General features: G+C 62.8%; 13 protein-coding genes. 5 read left to right on the top strand and 8 right to left on the bottom strand.

Translation table 11 applies throughout. From position 1 onward, the window contains the following. Window positions 1-26: 26 nt before the first annotated feature. The 4 genes from nagZ to NKH41_RS16995 form a co-directional block, all read right to left on the bottom strand. Complete coding sequence (nagZ, locus tag NKH41_RS17010) at window positions 27-1,046, bottom strand: beta-N-acetylhexosaminidase (RefSeq protein WP_254818318.1); 1,020 nt, start codon at window positions 1,044-1,046, stop codon at window positions 27-29. Window positions 1,047-1,162: 116 nt separating this feature from the next. Continuing rightward, complete coding sequence (locus NKH41_RS17005; RefSeq protein WP_352771438.1) at window positions 1,163-4,927, bottom strand: SPOR domain-containing protein; 3,765 nt, start codon at window positions 4,925-4,927, stop codon at window positions 1,163-1,165. A 103-nt stretch (window positions 4,928-5,030) separates the two neighbouring features. Next, window positions 5,031-6,788, bottom strand: coding sequence for an arginine--tRNA ligase (gene argS, locus NKH41_RS17000; RefSeq protein WP_352771440.1), 1,758 nt, complete (start codon window positions 6,786-6,788; stop codon window positions 5,031-5,033). Window positions 6,789-6,849: 61 nt separating this feature from the next. Then, window positions 6,850-8,064, bottom strand: a complete 1,215-nt coding sequence (locus tag NKH41_RS16995) for a deoxyguanosinetriphosphate triphosphohydrolase (RefSeq protein ID WP_352771441.1) — start codon at window positions 8,062-8,064, stop codon at window positions 6,850-6,852. 73 nt (window positions 8,065-8,137) lie between these two features. Between NKH41_RS16995 and erpA the strand changes: the two genes are divergently transcribed. The 5 genes from erpA to NKH41_RS16970 all read left to right on the top strand — a co-directional run bounded on the left by erpA (window position 8,138) and on the right by NKH41_RS16970 (window position 10,614). Beyond that, complete coding sequence (gene erpA / locus NKH41_RS16990; RefSeq protein WP_352771443.1) at window positions 8,138-8,485, top strand: iron-sulfur cluster insertion protein ErpA; 348 nt, start codon at window positions 8,138-8,140, stop codon at window positions 8,483-8,485. Window positions 8,486-8,522: 37 nt separating this feature from the next. Further along, window positions 8,523-9,002: a hypothetical protein gene (locus tag NKH41_RS16985; RefSeq protein WP_352771445.1), complete on the top strand. Its 480-nt coding sequence runs from the start codon at window positions 8,523-8,525 to the stop codon at window positions 9,000-9,002. Window positions 9,003-9,004: 2 nt separating this feature from the next. Next, on the top strand, window positions 9,005-9,394 hold the full coding sequence (locus NKH41_RS16980; protein ID WP_352454660.1) for a VOC family protein: 390 nt from the start codon (window positions 9,005-9,007) through the stop codon (window positions 9,392-9,394). A 30-nt stretch (window positions 9,395-9,424) separates the two neighbouring features. Continuing rightward, window positions 9,425-10,219 (top strand): exodeoxyribonuclease III, encoded by a 795-nt coding sequence (xth, locus tag NKH41_RS16975; RefSeq protein WP_023678937.1) that lies wholly within the window; start codon window positions 9,425-9,427, stop codon window positions 10,217-10,219. Between the two features lie 77 nt (window positions 10,220-10,296). Next, window positions 10,297-10,614, top strand: coding sequence for a hypothetical protein (locus NKH41_RS16970; protein WP_023678938.1), 318 nt, complete (start codon window positions 10,297-10,299; stop codon window positions 10,612-10,614). Between the two features lie 24 nt (window positions 10,615-10,638). On the opposite strand, the gene NKH41_RS16965 is transcribed toward NKH41_RS16970, so the two are convergent. The 4 genes from NKH41_RS16965 to NKH41_RS16950 all read right to left on the bottom strand — a co-directional run bounded on the left by NKH41_RS16965 (window position 10,639) and on the right by NKH41_RS16950 (window position 17,931). Continuing rightward, window positions 10,639-11,475, bottom strand: a complete 837-nt coding sequence (locus NKH41_RS16965; RefSeq protein WP_023678939.1) for a tetratricopeptide repeat protein — start codon at window positions 11,473-11,475, stop codon at window positions 10,639-10,641. Continuing rightward, complete coding sequence (gene ilvD / locus NKH41_RS16960; protein ID WP_352771447.1) at window positions 11,462-13,186, bottom strand: dihydroxy-acid dehydratase; 1,725 nt, start codon at window positions 13,184-13,186, stop codon at window positions 11,462-11,464. The genes NKH41_RS16965 and ilvD overlap by 14 nt, the downstream gene beginning before the upstream one ends. Before the next feature lie 280 nt (window positions 13,187-13,466). Further along, on the bottom strand, window positions 13,467-14,687 hold the full coding sequence (locus NKH41_RS16955) for an OmpP1/FadL family transporter (protein ID WP_352500879.1): 1,221 nt from the start codon (window positions 14,685-14,687) through the stop codon (window positions 13,467-13,469). 460 nt (window positions 14,688-15,147) lie between these two features. Continuing rightward, window positions 15,148-17,931, bottom strand: coding sequence for a valine--tRNA ligase (locus NKH41_RS16950; protein ID WP_352500880.1), 2,784 nt, complete (start codon window positions 17,929-17,931; stop codon window positions 15,148-15,150). Between the last annotated feature and the right edge of the window lie 249 nt (window positions 17,932-18,180).

The raw sequence follows: 18,180 nt of genomic DNA, 5'->3' as shown, positions 1-18,180 counted from the left end.
TTTCCGCCACTTCGCTTCCTTTGATGCTAGGCCACCGCGTCGAAATAACTGGCAAATTCGGCCCGAATCTCGGTCTCGTCCGCCACATCACGGTTCCTGATATAGGTCAGCGCCCGCTCAGCGCGCTCAAACGACTTGCCTTCAAGCCCGGTCGTGCGCGACGCAATGCCGGCCATTTCCTCGAACACGCCGTTGCAGTGAAGGACCAGATCGCAGCCCGCCGCAAGGATAGCGGCCGCCTTTGACGGGAAATCCCCAGAAAGTGCCTTCATCGAGGTGTCGTCGCTCATCAACAGGCCGTCGAAGCCGATTTCGCCTCGGATGATCTTTTCGATGACCTTACCGGAAGTCGTGGCCGGGTTCTTCGGGTCGATCGCGCTATAGACGACATGCGCCGTCATCGCCATCGGCAAATGGTTGAGCTCCCTGAACGGGGCAAAATCATGCCGCTGCAAGTCGCCGATCGAGGCGTCGACGGTCGGCAGTTCGAAATGCGTATCGGCGAAGGCCCTTCCATGACCGGGAATATGCTTCATCACCGGCAGCACGCCGCCCGCCATCAGGCCTTCCGCCGCGGCGCGACCCAACTCGATGACGGCGCGCGGCTCCTTGCCATAGGCGCGCGCGCCGATGACGTCGCTGGCGCCCTCGATCGGCACGTCGAGCACCGGCAGGCAATCCGCCGTGATGCCGTAGCGCAGCAGGTCGAAGGCATGCAGCCGCGCCATCAGCCATGCGGCACGGGTGCCGGCGTCATGGTCGTCGCGCCACAAGGCGCCGAGTGCACCGGCAGCCGGATAGTTCGGCGCCAGCGGCGGCCGCAGGCGCTGCACACGGCCGCCCTCCTGGTCGATGAACACCGGCGCATCCGCACGCCCGACGCAGTCGCGCATGGCGGCGACCAGATCGCGGATCTGCTCGGTCTCGCCGATATTGCGCGCAAACAGGATGAAGCCCCACGGGCATTCGTTGCGATAGAAACGGATTTCGTCGCGGGTCAGTGATTTCCCGGCGCAGCCGAGGATCATGGATTTTGATTCGGTCATGCGGAACAGTTTAGAGCTTCGCGCCGACAAAGGGAATCGCCCCCAATTGCCTTCAGAGGTTTCCGTTGACGCAAAAAAGCCGGCGCGGACGCCGGCTTTTCGAGGGGTTTTGGTGGCTAGTGGGACACGAAGCAATTGCCGCCGGCCGCCTTGTAGCTGGTGCACAGTTTGATCGCCTCGTTGCGAGACTGCGCCGGAACGCGGACGCGGTAGAAGGTGCCCTTGCCGGCGATCTCGGCCTTGACGATGTTGGCGGTGCGGCCGGAAAGCACGCTGCCGTAGCGGCGCTGCAGATCCTGGTAAGTCGCCTGGGCACTTTCGACTGTCGGCTGCGAAGCGATCTGTATCGACCACGAACCAGCCCCGGCCGCGGCCGGATCGATGGAAGCGACCTGATCGGGCTTGACCTCGCCGACCACGTCGACCGGCTGGTCGGACGGACGCTGCGGCGCCACCGGAACCGTGGCCGGGGTGCTGGCGGACTGCTTGCTGGCTGACGGCTTGGCTTCAGCCTTTGTGTCGGGCTTGGGCGCCGGCTGCAGCTTGGAGGTTTCGGCCTGATCGCCGCTCGCCTGATCGCCACTCGGCTGGTCGCCAATCTTCGGATCACTTGTGATTTGGTCGATCAGGGGCACGGTGCCGGTCTGCGCGGCGGCGTCGGCCTGGGCCGACGGAGCCACGTGCTGCGGCGCCGGATCGGCCGGCTCGGCAGCAGCCATCTGCGGGGCGGCAGGCGCCGGATCCTCGCGCGCCACCAGCGAACCGTCAGGTTTCACGACCATGGTCCGTACCTTGCGCGGCGCAACGGCGACGATCTCGGGGGTTGCACCCTTCTCGGCCTCCTGCAGAACCTGCGCGATGCGATCCTCGGACTTGGGCGCCGGTGCGGCGGCGGTTTCGGCAGCGCCAGCCGCACTGGCGCCAAGCGTGCTGGAGTCAGACGCGCTGGTGCCGGGCGCATTGGTGCCAGCCCCGTCGGTGTCGGACGCCGCGGTGCCGGGCGCGTCGATATCGTCCGCGGCATCGGGGTCATTGGGCGAAAGATCGACGACGCGGCTCTCCGGTTCGTTGGCCTTCAGGTCCACAGGCTCTTCGGTGTTGGTGACCAGCTTCTGCTGAACCGGCTCGGCGGGCTTGGTGCCCTTGACCACAGCGTCATAAACCTTGTTGTCCTGGTTCGGCACGACGGTGCCGCCTGGATTTTCCGGCTTGATCTTGATCGGCCTGTTGTCGGCCTTGACGATAACCGGCGCATCGCCGCCGCTCTTGCCGCCGAGGGTCAACGCAAAGGCGCCAAGGCCTCCGGCGATCGCCACGGCGCCGACCACCGCTCCTATCAGCAGCCCCCGCCTGCGCGGCTGCCTTTCGGCCCCGCGTTCGGCAAGGCCCGGAACCGACATCTCCTCGTCCAGTTCGGGATCGTAGTCGAGCTCATCGAAGGTGAAATCGTCGGCTTGCGAAACCGGCTGGCCACCGGGCAATTGGCCCAGATCGAAACCATCCGCTGCATCGGAATAGGAAGCGGCCGCCGCGCTGACGGGGGCTTCCGCAGGCTTGGCGCCATAGGCGCGCGTCTCGCCGCGATCTTGCTTGTAGCCAGACGCGAAGCCGGCATCGTATTCATCGTCATAGCCAGCACTGCGCACCGGGGCAGGCGCTATATCCGTTGCATTCATTTCGGTGAGAAGGCTGGCAAAATCGGCATCGAGATCGTCGTAGGCGGGCGCCACCGGCTCGTCATCGTCGAAGTTGAGCTCCGGAATGTCGAGATCGTCCGCCAGCGCCACGACGCGCTCGGGCACGTCGACCGTCTCGACATCGGGCATCTCGTCATAGGCGGAAGGCTGTTGACGCGAAGTTGGTGCAGCTTCCGTGTAGGCGGGCCGATCTTCATAGGACGGCCTCTCTTCACGGGATGCCTGGCTTTCATAGGACGGCCTCTCTTCGACCGGTGCGGCCCGATAGGACGGCGTTGCGGCCGGCTGCGGCGGTGGTGCCGAACGCGCCGAAGCCATCGGCTGGCTTGCAAAAGCGGGCTGAGGCTGTGCGACCGGTGTCACGCGGCTCCACGAGCGGGCCGGCTCGGGCGGTGTGGCGCGTGTCGTCAGCCAGTTCAGCGCATCGAGCGGGTCTTCTTCGGCAGCAGCTGCCGCACTCTTGTCGGCCGAGTCATGATCCAGGCCGATATTCCTGGCGAAGTCGGCATCGAGCGCATCGCTGTCGAGATCATCCGCGGGTCCGGCAGCGGCTTCAACACCGAAATCCTCGCCTTCAAGCTCATCGAGGAGGACACTGCCAAGATCGGCGTCATCGGCGGCACTGGACTGCTGCGGCTCAGCGGGCTCGTGCTCGTCGAGTTCCCAATCCAGCTCGTCGACAGCATGCACCGGTTCGTTGGCGACGTCTTTGACCGCCGCCATTGGCTGTTCGGCGGCCACTGCTGGCTTCTGAACTACCGGCGCGATGGGCTGCTGAACAGCCATCACGGGCTTCTGGGCAGTCTGCGGGCTTGTCTGAGGTTCGTTGACCGCTTGTGCAGGCCGTGTGCTCATCGCACCGAGCAGCGCGTTCAGTTCGTCTTCCAGGCTGCGTTCCTCAGCCACTGGGGCCGTCGGGACGACAGCGGCCGGCGCCGCTGGTTCGGCCGCAACCTGCGCCACGGGCTCTTCAGCTTCCTCGGCAGGCGCATCGTCGAAGCTCAGATCGAAATCGTCGTCGAACGCCGCTTCAGCGGCCGTGCCGGAAAGCCGGGCCGCCTCTGGCTCTTCGATCGACTGCTCTTCGATAAACTCTGGTTCTTCGATTTCGGCAGGCTCGTTCGGACGAACGTCGAAGTCCATGTCGACATCGGCCATGGCATCATCGAAATGGCCGGCAAGATCCTCATCGGCCGAAACCGCCTCAACCGGCGATGCCGGGGCGGCGACGTTTTCCGCCGGCTCATGCTCGTGGAGCATCAGCTCGTCTTCGAGCGAACTTGCCACGGCATCGTCGAACTCGTTGTCGAACGCAGGCGCGGCCGCTTGCGCGGCGGTTTCAACGGCGACGGTCTGCTCCATCGGCTCATGCTTGTCGAACATCAGCTCGTCTTCGAGCGAGCTTGCAACGGCGTTGTCGTACTCGTTGTCGAACGCAGGCGCGGCCGCTTGCGCGGCGGTTTCAACGGCGACGGTCTGCTCCATCGGCTCATGCTCTTCGAGCATCATCTCGTCTTCGAGCGAACTTGCCACGGCATTGTCGAACTCATCGTCGAAGGCGGGCTCGTCGACCGGCTCGATCGCCTCGGCTGCGGCCCTGGGTTCATCCTCACCGGTCACCGCGATCTTGGCCGTCACATCGTCGTCGTGCCGAAAATCCTGGTCGAGCGAGGCGGCAAGTTCGTCGTCACTCGAAAGGTCGTCCTCGAACGGCGGCACGTCTTCGAGCGAGCCGGCGACGGCGTTATCGAACTCGTCGTCGAGCTCCGGCTCGACGGCGGGAGCGAACGCCCTTTCGTCGGCGGCAACAGGAGCGGCCGCAACAGGAGCAGCATCGTCCGCCGCATTGTCGTCGAACGCGAAATCCTGTTCGAACGAGGCAGCAAGCGCGTCCTCCATTTCGTCGGCGGCGGCCGGTTCGGGTGTCGGCTCGCGAAGCTTGGTAGGGGAAGCATTGTCATTGGCGTCGGCGCCGAATTCGCCCATCAACTCCTTCTCGAGATCGATCTCGAAATCGCCCTCGTCCAGCGACGGTTCGGCGGCAGCGGTTTTCGGCTGTGCCGGCGTTTGCGGTTTGACCGGCTGGCGCGGGTCGAACCCCATGATCCTGGTCAGTTCCGCGAACGGATCATCGTTGGCGATGTCGTTGTGGTCGGCTGCTCTCAGCTGGGTTCTGTCTGCCATTATTGTTCCCGAACTCGCACTCATTCGGACGCCATGGACGTCGCGTAGGGTTGGCCCTTACCAGCGCAATGTGGGCAAAAGGTGACAGGTTTTTTACTCAAACCTAACGCATTTCGGTGGGCGCATTGGCTCCGATCAGCGTCAGGCCGGACGTCAAAACGTCCGAAACAGCCTGCACCAGCCCTAGTCTGGCATGCGTCAATTGTCGGTCGTTAACCTTAACAAAACGTAAGTCGGGATTATCGGTGCCCCGGTTCCAGTGTCCGTGGAAGCTGGAAGCGAGTTCGTAAAGGTAAAATGCCAGCCGGTGGGGCTCGAGCGCGAGCGCCGCGGCTTCGATCAGCCGAGGATATTCGGCGAGCTTCCTGATCAGGCCGATCTCGCCCTCGTCGGTCAGCAAAGCCACTTCGGCGGCCAGCTGGTTGCGGTCGAACATGGCCTCGCCCAATTGCTCGCTCGCCTGCCGGAACACCGAATGGCAGCGCGCCGAGGCGTACTGCACGTAGAACACCGGATTGTCCTTCGACTGCTCGGTCACCTTGGCGAAATCGAAGTCGAGCGGCGCGTCGTTCTTGCGGTAGAGCATCATGAAGCGGATCGGGTCGCGGCCGACCTCCTCCACCACTTCGCGCAAGGTCACGAACTCGCCTGACCGCTTCGACATACGTACCGGCTCGCCGGCGCGAAACAGCCTCACCAGCTGGCAAAGCAGCACAGTAAGCTTGACCTCGTCGCCGGCAATCGCCCGGGCAAGCGCTTCCAGCCGCTTCACGTAGCCGCCATGATCGGCGCCAAGCACATAGATCAGATCGACGAAGCCGCGATCGACCTTGTCCTTGAGGTAGGCGACATCGGCGGCGAAATAGGTGAAGGTGCCGTCCGATTTGACCAGCGCCCGGTCCATGTCATCGCCGACCGCGGTCGAACGGAACAGCGTCTGCTCGCGGTCCTCCCAGTCCTCCGGCTTCTCGCCCTTGGGCGGCGGCAGCTTGCCCTTGTAGATGTGGCCCTTCAGCGTCAGGTCGCTGATCGCCGAGCGGATCTTCTTGGCATTGTTGGCATGCAGCGTCCGCTCGGAGAAGAAGACGTCGTGATGCACGTTGAGCAGCGCCAGATCCTCGCGGATCATCGCCATCATCGCATCGATCGTCCTGTCCTTGACGATGGCAAGCGCCTCTTCGTCCGGCATCTGCAGCAGGGAGCGGCCGAATTCGCTGGCCAGCGCCTGACCAACGGGGATCAGATAGTCGCCTGGATAAAGCCCGGCCGGAATGTCGCCGATCTCATCGCCGAGCGCTTCGCGGTAGCGCAGCATGACTGAGCGTCCGAGCACGTCGATCTGCGAACCGGCATCGTTGATGACGTATTCCTTGGTCACGTCGTAACCGGCGAAGGCCATCAGATTGGCCAGCGCGTCGCCGACCACAGCACCCCGGCAATGGCCGACATGCATCGGGCCGGTCGGGTTGGCCGAGACATATTCGACATTGGTTTTCTTGCCGCCGCCGATAGTCGAGCGGCCGTAGTTGCGGCCTTCGCCGAGCAGCGCCGTCAGATGCGCCTGCCAGAAACCGTCCTTGAGCCTGAGATTGACGAAGCCCGGGCCGGCGATCTCGGCGGCCGCGATATCCTCGTCGGCGCGCAGCGCCTCGGCCAGCCTTTCGGCCAGCGCACGCGGGTTCTGGCCGGTCGGCTTGGCCAACACCATGGCTGCGTTGGTCGCGAGATCGCCATGGCTGGCATCGCGCGGCGGCTCGACGGCGATGCGCGACAGGTCCGGCGACACGCCATCCTTGTCTTTCAAATCAAGCGCTTCGACGGCCTTTATGATTCGCGCGTTGAAATCGGCGAAGATGTTCATTGCTGTGGCTCTGACGGTTTTGCAGGGATCCGGCGCGTTGGCCGGCAAAATCGCGCCCGCCCTAGCTCAAATCCGGCGTATGGTCAAACAAACGCCTGTGTTCCTTGAGTGCATAAGTGTCCGTCATGCCGGCCAGGAAATCGGCAACACTGCGCGCCTTGACGCGGTCCTCTGCCCGGTCGAGCCCTTCGCGCCAGCCATCCGGCATGGCGCGCGGATCGGCGAAATAGACGTCGAACAGGTCCCTGACGATCTGGTCGGCATCGGCGCGCACCCGCATGACCTCCGCATGCCGGTAGAGGTGCTTGTAGAGAAAGGCCTTCAGCTCCTTTTCCAATATGGCCGTCTCGGCGGAGAAGCTCACCATCGGCTCGCCGGCCGCCCTTACCGCTTCGGCGCTGTCAGGCTTGATGCGCGCCAGATTGGCCGTCGTCGAGACGATCACGTCCTCGACCATGATGGTGATCTGCCGGCGCATCAGCTCGTGGCCGGTGCGTACGTCATCGAGCGCCGGATAGCGCTGACGCACGCCCTTGAGGATCGACCCCGGCAGCGAGACGCCTTCCAGCATATCGAGCGTCAACAGCCCTGCCCTCAAGCCGTCATCGATGTCGTGGGTGTTGTAGGCGATGTCGTCGGCAATCGCCGCGCACTGCGCCTCGATACCAGCGAAGCGGTCGAGCTCGAGGTCGTGCAGTTCGGAATAGTCGCGGATAGCCTGCGGCACCGGCCCCTTCAGCCCTTTGCCCTTGGCATCGGTCAGCGGGCCATTGTGCTTGACCAGCCCCTCCAGCGTTTCCCAGGTGAGGTTCAGCCCATCGAACTCGGCATAGCGCCGCTCCAGCCGCGTCACCACACGCAGCGACTGTGCATTGTGGTCGAAGCCGCCCCAGGCGGCCATCTTGTCGTTCAGCGCGTCCTCGCCGGTATGGCCGAAGGGCGTGTGGCCGAAGTCGTGCACCAGGGCCACCGCCTCGGCCAGGTCCTCGTCGCCGCGCAGCGCCCGCGCCAGAGCGCGTGCGATTTGCGCCACCTCGATCGAATGCGTCAGCCTCGTGCGGTAATGGTCGCCTTCGTGTGCGACGAACACTTGCGTCTTGTGCTTCAGCCGGCGGAACGCCGTCGAATGGATGATGCGGTCGCGGTCGCGCTGGAACGGCGTGCGCGTCGGGCTTTCCACCTCGTCGAACAGCCGCCCGCGCGACTTCGCCGGGTCGCTGGCATAGGCCGCGCGCGGCCGATAGCCGAATCCGATGTCGCCCAACTCGTTGGTCATAGCGTATGCCGCAGTTGACTTGCCCCGTCGCGCTTCATACCTATCATACAAAACCGAAAGCAAGGTGACGCCCATGGGCGCTGATGCCAAGCCCGCCATGAAAGTCGAGATGACCGACGCCGCCGCCAGGCGGATCGCCAAGATTGTGGCGAGCGAAGCCGGCAAGACGGCGCTGCGCGTTTCGGTCGAGGGCGGCGGCTGTTCCGGCTTCTCCTACAAGTTCGACCTGGTCGATGGGCGCAATGACGACGACGTCGCCATCGAGAAGGACGGCGCCACCGTGCTGATCGACGACCTGTCGCTGGTCTATATGGGCGGCTCGGTGATCGATTTCGTCGACGATCTGATGGGCCAGTCGTTCCAGATCAGAAACCCCAATGCGGTCGCCTCCTGCGGCTGCGGCACCAGCTTCAGTATTTGAAAATATGAAGCCGCTCCTCGAGGGCCTTGAGGATCCGATGACGGTCCTTGTCGCCCGCGAGATAGAAGCAATTTCCGATGTCGATATCGTTGGTTGGGCCAACCGTCACAAGGCAGCTCGGGTCTACGCAGACGACGCTGACTATGTGCAGCTCGTGCGGTGCAATCCGCGGAATGCCGTTAATCTTGCGAAAGCTCATGGCCATTTGAGGTCGCTGATCGCGCGGTGTTTTCCCGATTTCAACGACAAGTCCGATGAAGCCAAGGAAATAGCACGTAAGCTGTTCCTTCGACGCATTCGGACTTACCTTGACGGCGACCTGGAACCCTTTCAGGTCTGCCGTATGGTGTCGCCGATTGAGGACAAATACGATTTTCCACACTGGCTTGGAGACCTTTACAACGGCTGTGATTGGATGGACGAGAATGCAACGCGCGAGCAGGCATCGCACCTGCGATGGATGATAGAGCAAATACTCGCGGAAAATGCCGAACCCCAACCTTTCGGGAGTGAATGAGCATGCGCCGTGTCGGCGCGGTCCGTCAGGTCGCGCTTTCCGCCGGGCGCGACCTCGATGCGACGCTGGCGTTCTGGCGCGAGGTGCTCGGCATGAACCTGCATGCGCGTTTCGATCCGCCGGGCATCGCCTTTATCATGGCCGGTGACGTGCGCCTGCTTTTCACCGACGGCCTGCCTGCCGGCACCGTCTATCTCGACATATCGGGCCTCGACGAGTTCCACGCCTCGGCAAGGGCCGCGGGTGTTCCCTTCACCGCGCCGCCGGCGCTCGTCCATCGCGACACCGAAGGCCTGTTCGGCCAGGCGGGGGAAAGCGAATGGATGGCCTTCCTAAAGGACCCGGCAGGCAATACGATCGGCCTTGTCGAACGTCATCCACCGGATCGCTAGTCTCCGGACCACCAGCCTATCGAGGCCGTCATGAAAATCGTCACCTGGAACATCAACGGCGTTCGCGCCCGCATCGGCAACTTGACCCATTGGCTGACGGAAAGCGCGCCCGACATCGCCTGCCTGCAGGAGATCAAGACGGTCGACGAGCAGTTTCCCCGCGCCGAGATCGAGGCGCTCGGCTACAATGTCGAGACTTACGGCCAAAAAGGCTTCAACGGCGTCGCCATCCTGTCGAAGCTGCGTTTCGACGAGGTCAATCGCGGCTTGCCGGGCGACGATGCCGACGAACAGGCGCGTTTTATCGAGGGCGTGTTCTCGACCGACAAGGGCGCCTTGCGCGTTGCCTCGATCTATCTGCCGAACGGCAACCCGATCGACGACGAGAAGAAGTTCTCCTACAAGCTTTCCTGGATGGCGCGACTTGAGCGCTGGGCCGAGGAGCGGCTTGCACTGGAAGAGCCGCTGGTTCTGGCCGGCGACTACAATGTCATTCCCGAGCCGATCGACGCGAAATATCCGGAAAACTGGCTAAGCGATGCACTGTTCCAGCCCGCGACGCGGCAAGCGTTCCGGCGGCTGAAGAATCTCGGCTTCACCGAAGCCGTGCGTGCCGTCACCGACGCCCCGGACATTTTTACGTTCTGGGACTATCAGGCCGGCGCCTGGCAGAAGAACAACGGCATTCGCATCGACCATTTGCTTCTGTCGCCCGAAGCCGCCAACTGGTTTTCCTCGGCTTCGATCGAAAAACAGGTGCGCGCCTGGGAAAAACCCTCCGACCACGTGCCGGTGGCGATCGATCTGGCGCTGCAGCCGGCCTGACCGCAGCTGCTGTCCGGCGGCACATTGATAAGTTGACCTCTTATCGCCACAAATCGCGTGCTTGATGAGAAATCATCATGGTGGCTGGGGTTCCCATGACTACTCGATTTGCACTCTGCCCGATCGGCTGCGCGCTTGCGATGGCGGTGGCGACGCCGGCTTTTGCCGATGCAGAGTGCCTGGCTAACGGCAAATCATTCCAGATCGGCCGGGTCGCCTGCCTGACGCTTGCCGGCCAAAGCTACCTCGCCCGTTGCGAGATGGTGCTCAACAACACGTCCTGGACAAAGCAGCGGGATGGCTGCCCGGAGAACACGCTGGCCCCACATCTGCAGGGCACGCCGATCTCAACACCGGCGCCCAGCGGCATGCCGGCGGAACCGACCGACAATTGATTTCAAAACGGAAATTCTGCCGACCTACTGGTCGCCGCCACCCTTGGTGAGGATGTCGTCGGCCAGCGAGATCGCGGTGCGGCGGTCGGCTTCGCCGGCGGCCGCAAACGCTTCTTCCTGCATGCCGCGGATCCATGGCTGGTCGGCGGGTGAGGCCCGTTCGAGCGCCGCGGTCATCATCGCCAGCCCCCGCACGATCTTGCCGCTTTGGAAAAGCAGGTTGCCGAGCGTCGCCTGCGCGCCCGCATGGCCCTTTTCGGCCGCCAGCTGGAACCAGCGTCCGGCCTGCTTGACGCTGGCCTTGACGCCGCCCTCACCCTTGAGGAACATCTGGCCCATCTCGAACTGGGCGTTCGGGTTGCGGTAGTTGGCGGCGGCGCGCATGTAATATTCCTGGGCCGCCACCTCGTTCTCCTCGACGGGGCTGCCGGGAATGCCCTTCCTCAGATAGTCGCCAAGCGCCACCAGCGCGTCCGAAACATAGCTTTCCTCGGGCGAACCGGGCTCGACATCCTGGTCGACGATCTCGCTGAAGAACTTGAATGCCGCGTAGTCGTCTCGCGCCACGCCATCGCCTTCGGCATACATGCGCGCAAGCTTCCAGGTGGCGCCGATCTGGCCGTTCTCGGCGGCATATTTATAGGCTTCCGCGGCCTGCTCCTTATGGCCGTTCTTGTAGGCGGAAAAGCCGAACTGGAACACCGCCCACGGGCTCGACTGCGGCTTCACGCCGGTCTTGTCGTCGAACACCTTGTCGTCGAAGGCCATGGCCTGGCCGACGGCGCCCAAGGTCGCGCCAAACGTGGCGAGCGCAACCAGTGCCGAAAGGACAGACGACCTCAACAACTCAGATGTCCGCATAGCAGTGTGTTTCTTTGGCACCGCCGGGATGGGTGACCGCGCCGTCGCGGGCAGGTCCGACCGTCTGTGCGTATTTCCAGATCGCGCCCGACTGATAGTCGGTCGTGCGCGCCTTCCATGCTTTTGCCCTCGCCGCCAGTTCGGCTTTGGACAATGCAACCTGGATCGTGCCGTTCACCGCATCGATCGAGATCAAGTCGCCATCCCTAAGCAGCCCGATCGGGCCGCCCACTGCCGCTTCCGGCCCGACATGGCCGATGCAGAAACCGCGCGTCGCGCCCGAAAAACGCCCGTCGGTGATGAGCGCCACCTTGCCGCCCATGCCCTGGCCGTAGAGAGCCGCCGTCGTCGACAGCATTTCGCGCATGCCCGGGCCGCCGCGCGGACCCTCGTAACGGATGACGAGAACCTCGCCTTCGCTATAGTTACGGTGCGTAACAGCCTCGAAACATTCCTCTTCCGAATCGAAGCAGCGTGCCGGACCCGAGAATTTGAGTTCCGCCATTCCTGCGACCTTCACGATCGCGCCTTCGGGGGCAAGGTTACCCTTCAAGCCCACGACCCCGCCGGTCTGGGTAATCGGCCTGTTGGCGGGACGGACCACATCCTGGCTGTCATTCCAGGCAACATGTTCCATATTTTCGGCCAAAGTGCGGCCGGTCACCGTCAGGCAATCGCCGTGAAGATAGCCATGGTCGAGCAGCGTCTTCATCAACAGCGGAATGCCGCCGGCCTCGAACATGTCCTTGGCGACGTATTTGCCGCCCGGCTTGAGGTCGGCGATGTAGGGTGTCTTCTCGAATATCCTGGCCACGTCGAAAAGGTCGAACTTTATCCCGGCCTCGTGCGCGATCGCCGGCAGATGCAGCGCCGCGTTGGTCGAGCCGCCGGTGGCCGAGACCACGGTCGCGGCATTTTCCAACGCTTTCATAGTAACGATGTCGCGCGGGCGGATGTTCCTTGCGATCAGCTCCATGATCTTTTCGCCGGAAGCGAAATTGAAGCGGTCGCGCATCTCGTAGGGTGCCGGCGCGCCGCAGGAATAGGGCAGCGCCAGGCCGATCGCCTCAGCGACGGTGGCCATGGTATTGGCGGTGAACTGGGCGCCGCAGGAGCCGGCCGACGGACAGGCGGCTTGCTCGATCTCGAGCAGTTCGGCGTCGCCGATCGTGCCGACCGAATGCTGGCCGACCGCCTCGAACACGTCCTGCACGGTGATCTGCCGGCCACGGTAGCTGCCGGGCAGTATCGAGCCGCCATAGATGAAGATCGACGGTACGTTGAGGCGCACCATGGCCATCATCATGCCGGGCAGCGACTTGTCGCAACCGGCCAATCCAACCAGCGCATCGTAGCAATGGCCGCGCATGGTGAGCTCGACCGAGTCGGCGATGACCTCGCGCGACACCAGCGACGACTTCATGCCCTGATGACCCATGGCGATGCCGTCGGTGACGGTGATGGTGCAGAATTCGCGTGGCGTGCCGTTGGCCGCCGCCACGCCCTTCTTGACCACTTGCGCCTGGCGCATCAGCGAGATGTTGCAGGGCGCGGCCTCGTTCCAGCAGCTGGCGACGCCGACCAGAGGCTGCGCGATCTCGGCCGCCGACAGCCCCATTGCATAAAGGTAGGAGCGATGCGGCGCCCGCTCGGGACCAACGGTCACGTGGCGGCTCGGCAGCTTGGCCTTGGAGATCGCTCTGGCGTCCATACTCGTCCTTGCCGCGGGCGGTGCGGCCTGCCTCTTCGCCTAGCCTTTTGGCGCATGTCCCGAGACAGGTTCGAGGTGCGCCGGGTTTATGGCGGGAAATAGGCAATGTTCTCGGGCGGCCGGGCGACGCGAGGGTTGTTCAGAAACTGTTGCCAAAACGTCACAATTATCGGAGCGAACATCATGGGGGGCAATTTGTTGCATTGGCCGAATGCCGGATGACGCACCGAACAAAACGGCCGGGCAGCGCCCGGCCGTTTTGTCGTTTAAAATTCAATAGTTAGAACTTGATCTTGACGGAAGCCGAACCGGCGAGAAGCAGGTCGTTGCCGTAGGTGTAGGTAACGGCATTTGCCACGTCGCCGACACCGCTGAAAGTCGATGACCCGCTCGTCAGCACACCGATCGAGCCGCCGAGCCTGACCTCGACCTGGTCGTTCGGCGAATAGGAGACGCCGCTGGCGACGGCCCAGGTATCCGACTGATAGCCGGAGGTCGTCGAGGTGCCGCGATCCCAGGTCAGCGAAACCACGCCCGACAATTGATCGGTGAACTTGTGCCCGATACCGCCCGTGACCGTCCAGCCGTCGCGATAAAGCAGGTCGAATGAAACGGGCGAGGGCAAACCGGTTACCGGACTGCGCACGCCATTGATGGCAATGACGCCAAGCTTGCTCCACTCCTGCCAGCGGATGGAACCAAAGGCCAGCCAGCCAGGAGCTATGCCGCTCTGCAGCTTGAATTCCAGAGCCTGAGGTATCTCAGCCGACGCCGAGACTGGGTACACGCCGGTAGAGCCGGGAATCAGATCCGCTGGAAAGGCGCCCCTGAAGCCGGTCGTGTCGACGGTTCCCGACAGCCCGTCATATTTGTAGCTCGAAGAGTACATCAGGCTGGCGCGCAGGGCGATCTCGGGGATCTCATAGGCTGCGCCCGCACGCCAACCCCATGCCTCGTCGGATAGCTTGAAGACACCGAGGCCGGTATTGCCGAAGGCGAGCAGTGTCTGACGGGAAAGAAACGCGTCTACCTGCTGGTAGGAGACACCGCCGATGAATCGTACGGAGCCCTTGCCGACGTTCACCTTATAGGAGCAGGTGAGACCGAAATCGTCTGTGTCGACGGCGTATTTGACCGCTGTCGGCGAATAGGCGTTGTTCATGCCGAAATTCGCGTCCGCACCATACGGTCTCGTATAGGTGGCAAGACAGTCTACGGGCTCAAAGATGTTGGCCTTGATGCCGACATGCGGCACCGCATAATCGCCACCAACGTCCACCGCCGATGTCGACAAACCCGAGCCATCGAGACGCTGCACATTCTTGAGTTTGCGCTGTGGCGAAACATAGGTGACGCCTGCGTCGAACGAATATGGCGCCGCGTCGAACAGCTGGTCGATGTTGACGCCGCCCCGGTCAAAGCCCCCGGCCTGCACCGTCCCAGCCAAAGCCAGCGAAAAAGCCCCCGCGCCCAGCAGCACTTTCAGACGCGAATAACACATGAATCTCCTCCCCGAAATATCCTTGCATCAAGCTAGAACCAATTCAGGTTAACGGCGCAACAACGAATTCGCCGTGCGTACATGTACAGCTTGGCTGAACGCATTTCCGACAAGGTGTCGGCCTTCTTACCGAGGCGGGAAAATGGCCGCCACAATACAGATCGACGAGAAAACTCGGGAAAAACCCCTAAATCACTACAAAACAGGGCATTTTGCGTGCCCAATTAGCCATTGTTACATTACGGCAACAATGGGGCAAAAACATTCAGTTTGCCTCAAGATTTACGCTGCGGAATGCCCGTTTTCGTGGCAGGCGGCCTGTCTGGAAGGCAGATTCGTGACCGGCGAATCTATTGCGGCCAGCAGGCCCAATTTGTTTGATCAGCCGGCCCAATCTGTTCGATCAACTTGTTTGATCAGCCGGCCCAATCTGTTCGATCAACCGGCCCAATCTATTCGATCAACCGGCATCGCGCACCCGCGCCAATGCCACCGAAAGCTTCTCTTGCGCCTCGCGATATTCGGCGAGTTTTTCACGCTCGGCCTCCACCACCTCTTCCGGCGCGTTGGCGACGAATTTCTCGTTGGACAGCTTCTTGTAGAGCCGCGCTATTTCCTCGGTCACCTTCGCAAGCTCCTTGTGCAGGCGCGCTGCCTCGGCGGCAAGGTCGATCAGGCTGCCGAGCGGCAGGCAGATCGTCGCCTCGTTGACGACGATCTGGGCGGATCCCCTGGGTGGCGCCTCGGCGAGCGAGATGTCGCCGACCCGCGCCAGACGCTTGATAGCCGAGCCCTGACGCTCGAGCCTTTCGTGTGTCGCGTCGTTGGCGCCGATCACCACGAGCGGTGCGATAGCCGCCGGCGGCACGTTCATCTCCGAACGCACCGAGCGGATGCCGGAGACAAGGTCGATCAGCCAGTTGATATCGGCGGCGGCCGCCTCGTCCTCGAAGTCGGGCGACGGCCATGCCGCATGACAAAGCAGCGATTGCCGTTGCCTGCCCTCGCCGGCGGTTTCGGCCCACAGTTCCTCGGTCATGAACGGCATCATCGGATGCAGCAGCTTGTAGATCTCGTCGAGCACGAAGGCGACGCAGGCCCTGCTCTCGGCCTTGGCGGCCTCGTCGGTGCCCATGAACACCGGCTTCAGCAGTTCCAGGTACCAGTCGCAGAACTGGTTCCAGACGAAGCGGTAGGCGGCACCCGCCGCCTCGTTGAAGCGGTATGAGGTGATGCCGTCCGTTATGTCGCGCGCGGCTCGCGTCAGCTCCGTCAGGATCCAGCGGTTGACCGCCAGCTTGGCGTCCTGCAGCCAGAAATCGTCGTCGCGCGCCACTTCGTTCATCTCGGCGAAGCGCGTCGCGTTCCACAGCTTGGTGCCGAAATTGCGATAACCGGCAATGCGGGCCGGATCGAGCTTAACATCGCGGCCTTGCGCTGCCATCACAGTCAAGGTGAAGCGCAGCGCATCGGCGCCGTATTCGTCGATGAGCTCGAGCGGATCGATGACGTTGCCTTTCGACTTCGACATCTTCTGCCCGTTCTTGTCACGAACCAGCGCGTGGACATAGACCGTATGGAACGGCTCCTGGTCCATAAAATGCAGGCCCATCATCATCATGCGGGCGACCCAGAAGAAGATGATGTCGAAACCGGTCACCAGCACGTCGGTCGGGTAATAGGTCTTCAGCTCCGGCGTCTGGTCCGGCCAGCCAAGCGTCGAGAACGGCCACAGCGCCGACGAGAACCATGTATCGAGCACGTCCTCGTCGCGGGTCAGGATCTCGCCAGGCTGGAAATTCTCAAGCTTGTCCTCGACCCAGGCCTTCCACGGCCCTTCCAGCGCCAGATAGTATTCGACGGCGGCACCGAGCGCCTCTTCCTCGGTCTTTTCGACAAAGACATGCCCGTCCGGCCCGTACCAGGCCGGGATCTGGTGGCCCCACCAGAGCTGGCGCGAAATGCACCAGGGCTGGATGTTTTCCATCCAGTCGAAATAGGTCTTTTCCCAGTTTTTGGGCACGAAATTGGTACGGCCCTCGCGCACCGAGGCGATCGCCGGCTTGGCCAGTTCCGCCGCATTGACATACCACTGGTCGGTCAGAAACGGCTCGATCGGCACGCCGCCGCGGTCGCCGTGCGGCACCGTGTGGCGATGCGGCTCGACTTTCTCGAGAAAGCCGCCCGCCTGCATCAGCTCGACGATCTTCTTGCGCGCATCGAAACGGTCGAGGCCGTCGAGGCTGTCCCAGACGGCCTGGCGCTCCGGCGTCACTTCCAGTCCGGCGAGAAAGTCCTCATTGTCCTTGAGGCTCACCGCCGCATTGACGGTGAGGATGTTGACCGCCGGCAGCCGGTGGCGCTTGCCGACCTCGAAATCATTGAAGTCATGCGCCGGCGTGATCTTGACCGCACCACTGCCTTTTTCGGGATCGGAATACTCGTCCGCCACCACCGGGATCCTGCGGCCGACGATCGGCAGGATGAGGTTCTTGCCGACGAGATGCCGGAAACGTTCGTCGTCGGGGTGGACGGCGACAGCCGTATCACCCAGCATCGTCTCCGGGCGGGTCGTCGCAACGGTGATGAAGGTCTTCGGATTTTCCGGATCGAAGGTCATGCCTTCGACCGGATAGCGGAAGTGCCAGAGGTTGCCGTTGACTTCCTGCTGCTCGACCTCGAGATCCGAGATGGCGGTCAACAGCTTCGGGTCCCAATTCACAAGGCGCTTGTCCTTGTAGATCAGCCCTTCCTTGTAGAGCGTCACGAACACTTCGAGCACGGCCTTGGACAGGCCCTCGTCCATGGTGAAGCGCTCCCGGCTCCAGTCGGCCGAGGCCCCGAGCCGCTTCAGCTGGTTGAGGATGGCGCCGCCGGATTCTGCCTTCCATTCCCACACCTTGTCGATGAACTCATCGCGCGTCAGGTCGCGGCGGTGAATCTGCTTTTCTATAAGCTGGCGCTCGACCACCATCTGCGTGGCGATGCCGGCATGGTCCATTCCCGGCTGCCACAAGACGTTCTTGCCGCGCATGCGCTCGAAGCGCACCAGAATGTCCTGCAGCGTGTTATTGAGCGCGTGGCCCATATGCAGCGAGCCGGTGACGTTCGGCGGCGGGATGACGATGGTGAAGGCTTCAGCCCCCTCCTCGGCCCCGGCGCCGGCCCGAAACGCGTCGGCCTCTTCCCAGATCCTGGCAATCTTCGGCTCGACGGCTTTGGCGTCGTAGGTCTTTTCGAGCATGGGAAAACGGTCCGCGCTGTCCGGAATTTGTGGTCCGGTGTAAATCGGAAGGTTGTTGCCAAGTCAACCGCAAGGGCGGCATGGCCAATAGATAGCGCCGGGATGGTTCGGTGCAACTCGGGGGACTGAATGTTGCAAGGCAATCGCTTCAGGTTTGCGCTGCCCCTCATTGCCCTGCCGGGCATTTCTCCCCGTATAGTGACGGGGAGAAAAACGCCTGCACTGAAGCTTTCGCCAGTCACGAACGTT

Origin of the sequence: Mesorhizobium sp. M1169 (genome assembly GCF_040318345.1) — a bacterium.
Classification (GTDB): Bacteria; Pseudomonadota; Alphaproteobacteria; order Rhizobiales; family Rhizobiaceae; genus Mesorhizobium.
The sequence above is the reverse complement of the archived record's forward strand: the minus strand, read 5'-3'. Positions and strand labels throughout refer to the sequence as shown.

Excerpts from the sequence above, each read along its gene's own strand:
- nagZ (WP_254818318.1), bottom strand. The coding sequence starts at position 1,046 with ATGACCGAATCAAAATCCATGATCCTCGGCTGCGCCGGGAAATCACTG.
- NKH41_RS17005 (WP_352771438.1), bottom strand. The coding sequence starts at position 4,927 with ATGGCAGACAGAACCCAGCTGAGAGCAGCCGACCACAACGACATCGCC.
- argS (WP_352771440.1), bottom strand. The coding sequence starts at position 6,788 with ATGAACATCTTCGCCGATTTCAACGCGCGAATCATAAAGGCCGTCGAA.
- NKH41_RS16995 (WP_352771441.1), bottom strand. The coding sequence starts at position 8,064 with ATGACCAACGAGTTGGGCGACATCGGATTCGGCTATCGGCCGCGCGCG.
- erpA (WP_352771443.1), top strand. The coding sequence starts at position 8,138 with ATGGGCGCTGATGCCAAGCCCGCCATGAAAGTCGAGATGACCGACGCC.
- NKH41_RS16985 (WP_352771445.1), top strand. The coding sequence starts at position 8,523 with ATGACGGTCCTTGTCGCCCGCGAGATAGAAGCAATTTCCGATGTCGAT.
- NKH41_RS16980 (WP_352454660.1), top strand. The coding sequence starts at position 9,005 with ATGCGCCGTGTCGGCGCGGTCCGTCAGGTCGCGCTTTCCGCCGGGCGC.
- xth (WP_023678937.1), top strand. The coding sequence starts at position 9,425 with ATGAAAATCGTCACCTGGAACATCAACGGCGTTCGCGCCCGCATCGGC.
- NKH41_RS16970 (WP_023678938.1), top strand. The coding sequence starts at position 10,297 with ATGGTGGCTGGGGTTCCCATGACTACTCGATTTGCACTCTGCCCGATC.
- NKH41_RS16965 (WP_023678939.1), bottom strand. The coding sequence starts at position 11,475 with ATGCGGACATCTGAGTTGTTGAGGTCGTCTGTCCTTTCGGCACTGGTT.
- ilvD (WP_352771447.1), bottom strand. The coding sequence starts at position 13,186 with ATGGACGCCAGAGCGATCTCCAAGGCCAAGCTGCCGAGCCGCCACGTG.
- NKH41_RS16955 (WP_352500879.1), bottom strand. The coding sequence starts at position 14,687 with ATGTGTTATTCGCGTCTGAAAGTGCTGCTGGGCGCGGGGGCTTTTTCG.
- NKH41_RS16950 (WP_352500880.1), bottom strand. The coding sequence starts at position 17,931 with ATGCTCGAAAAGACCTACGACGCCAAAGCCGTCGAGCCGAAGATTGCC.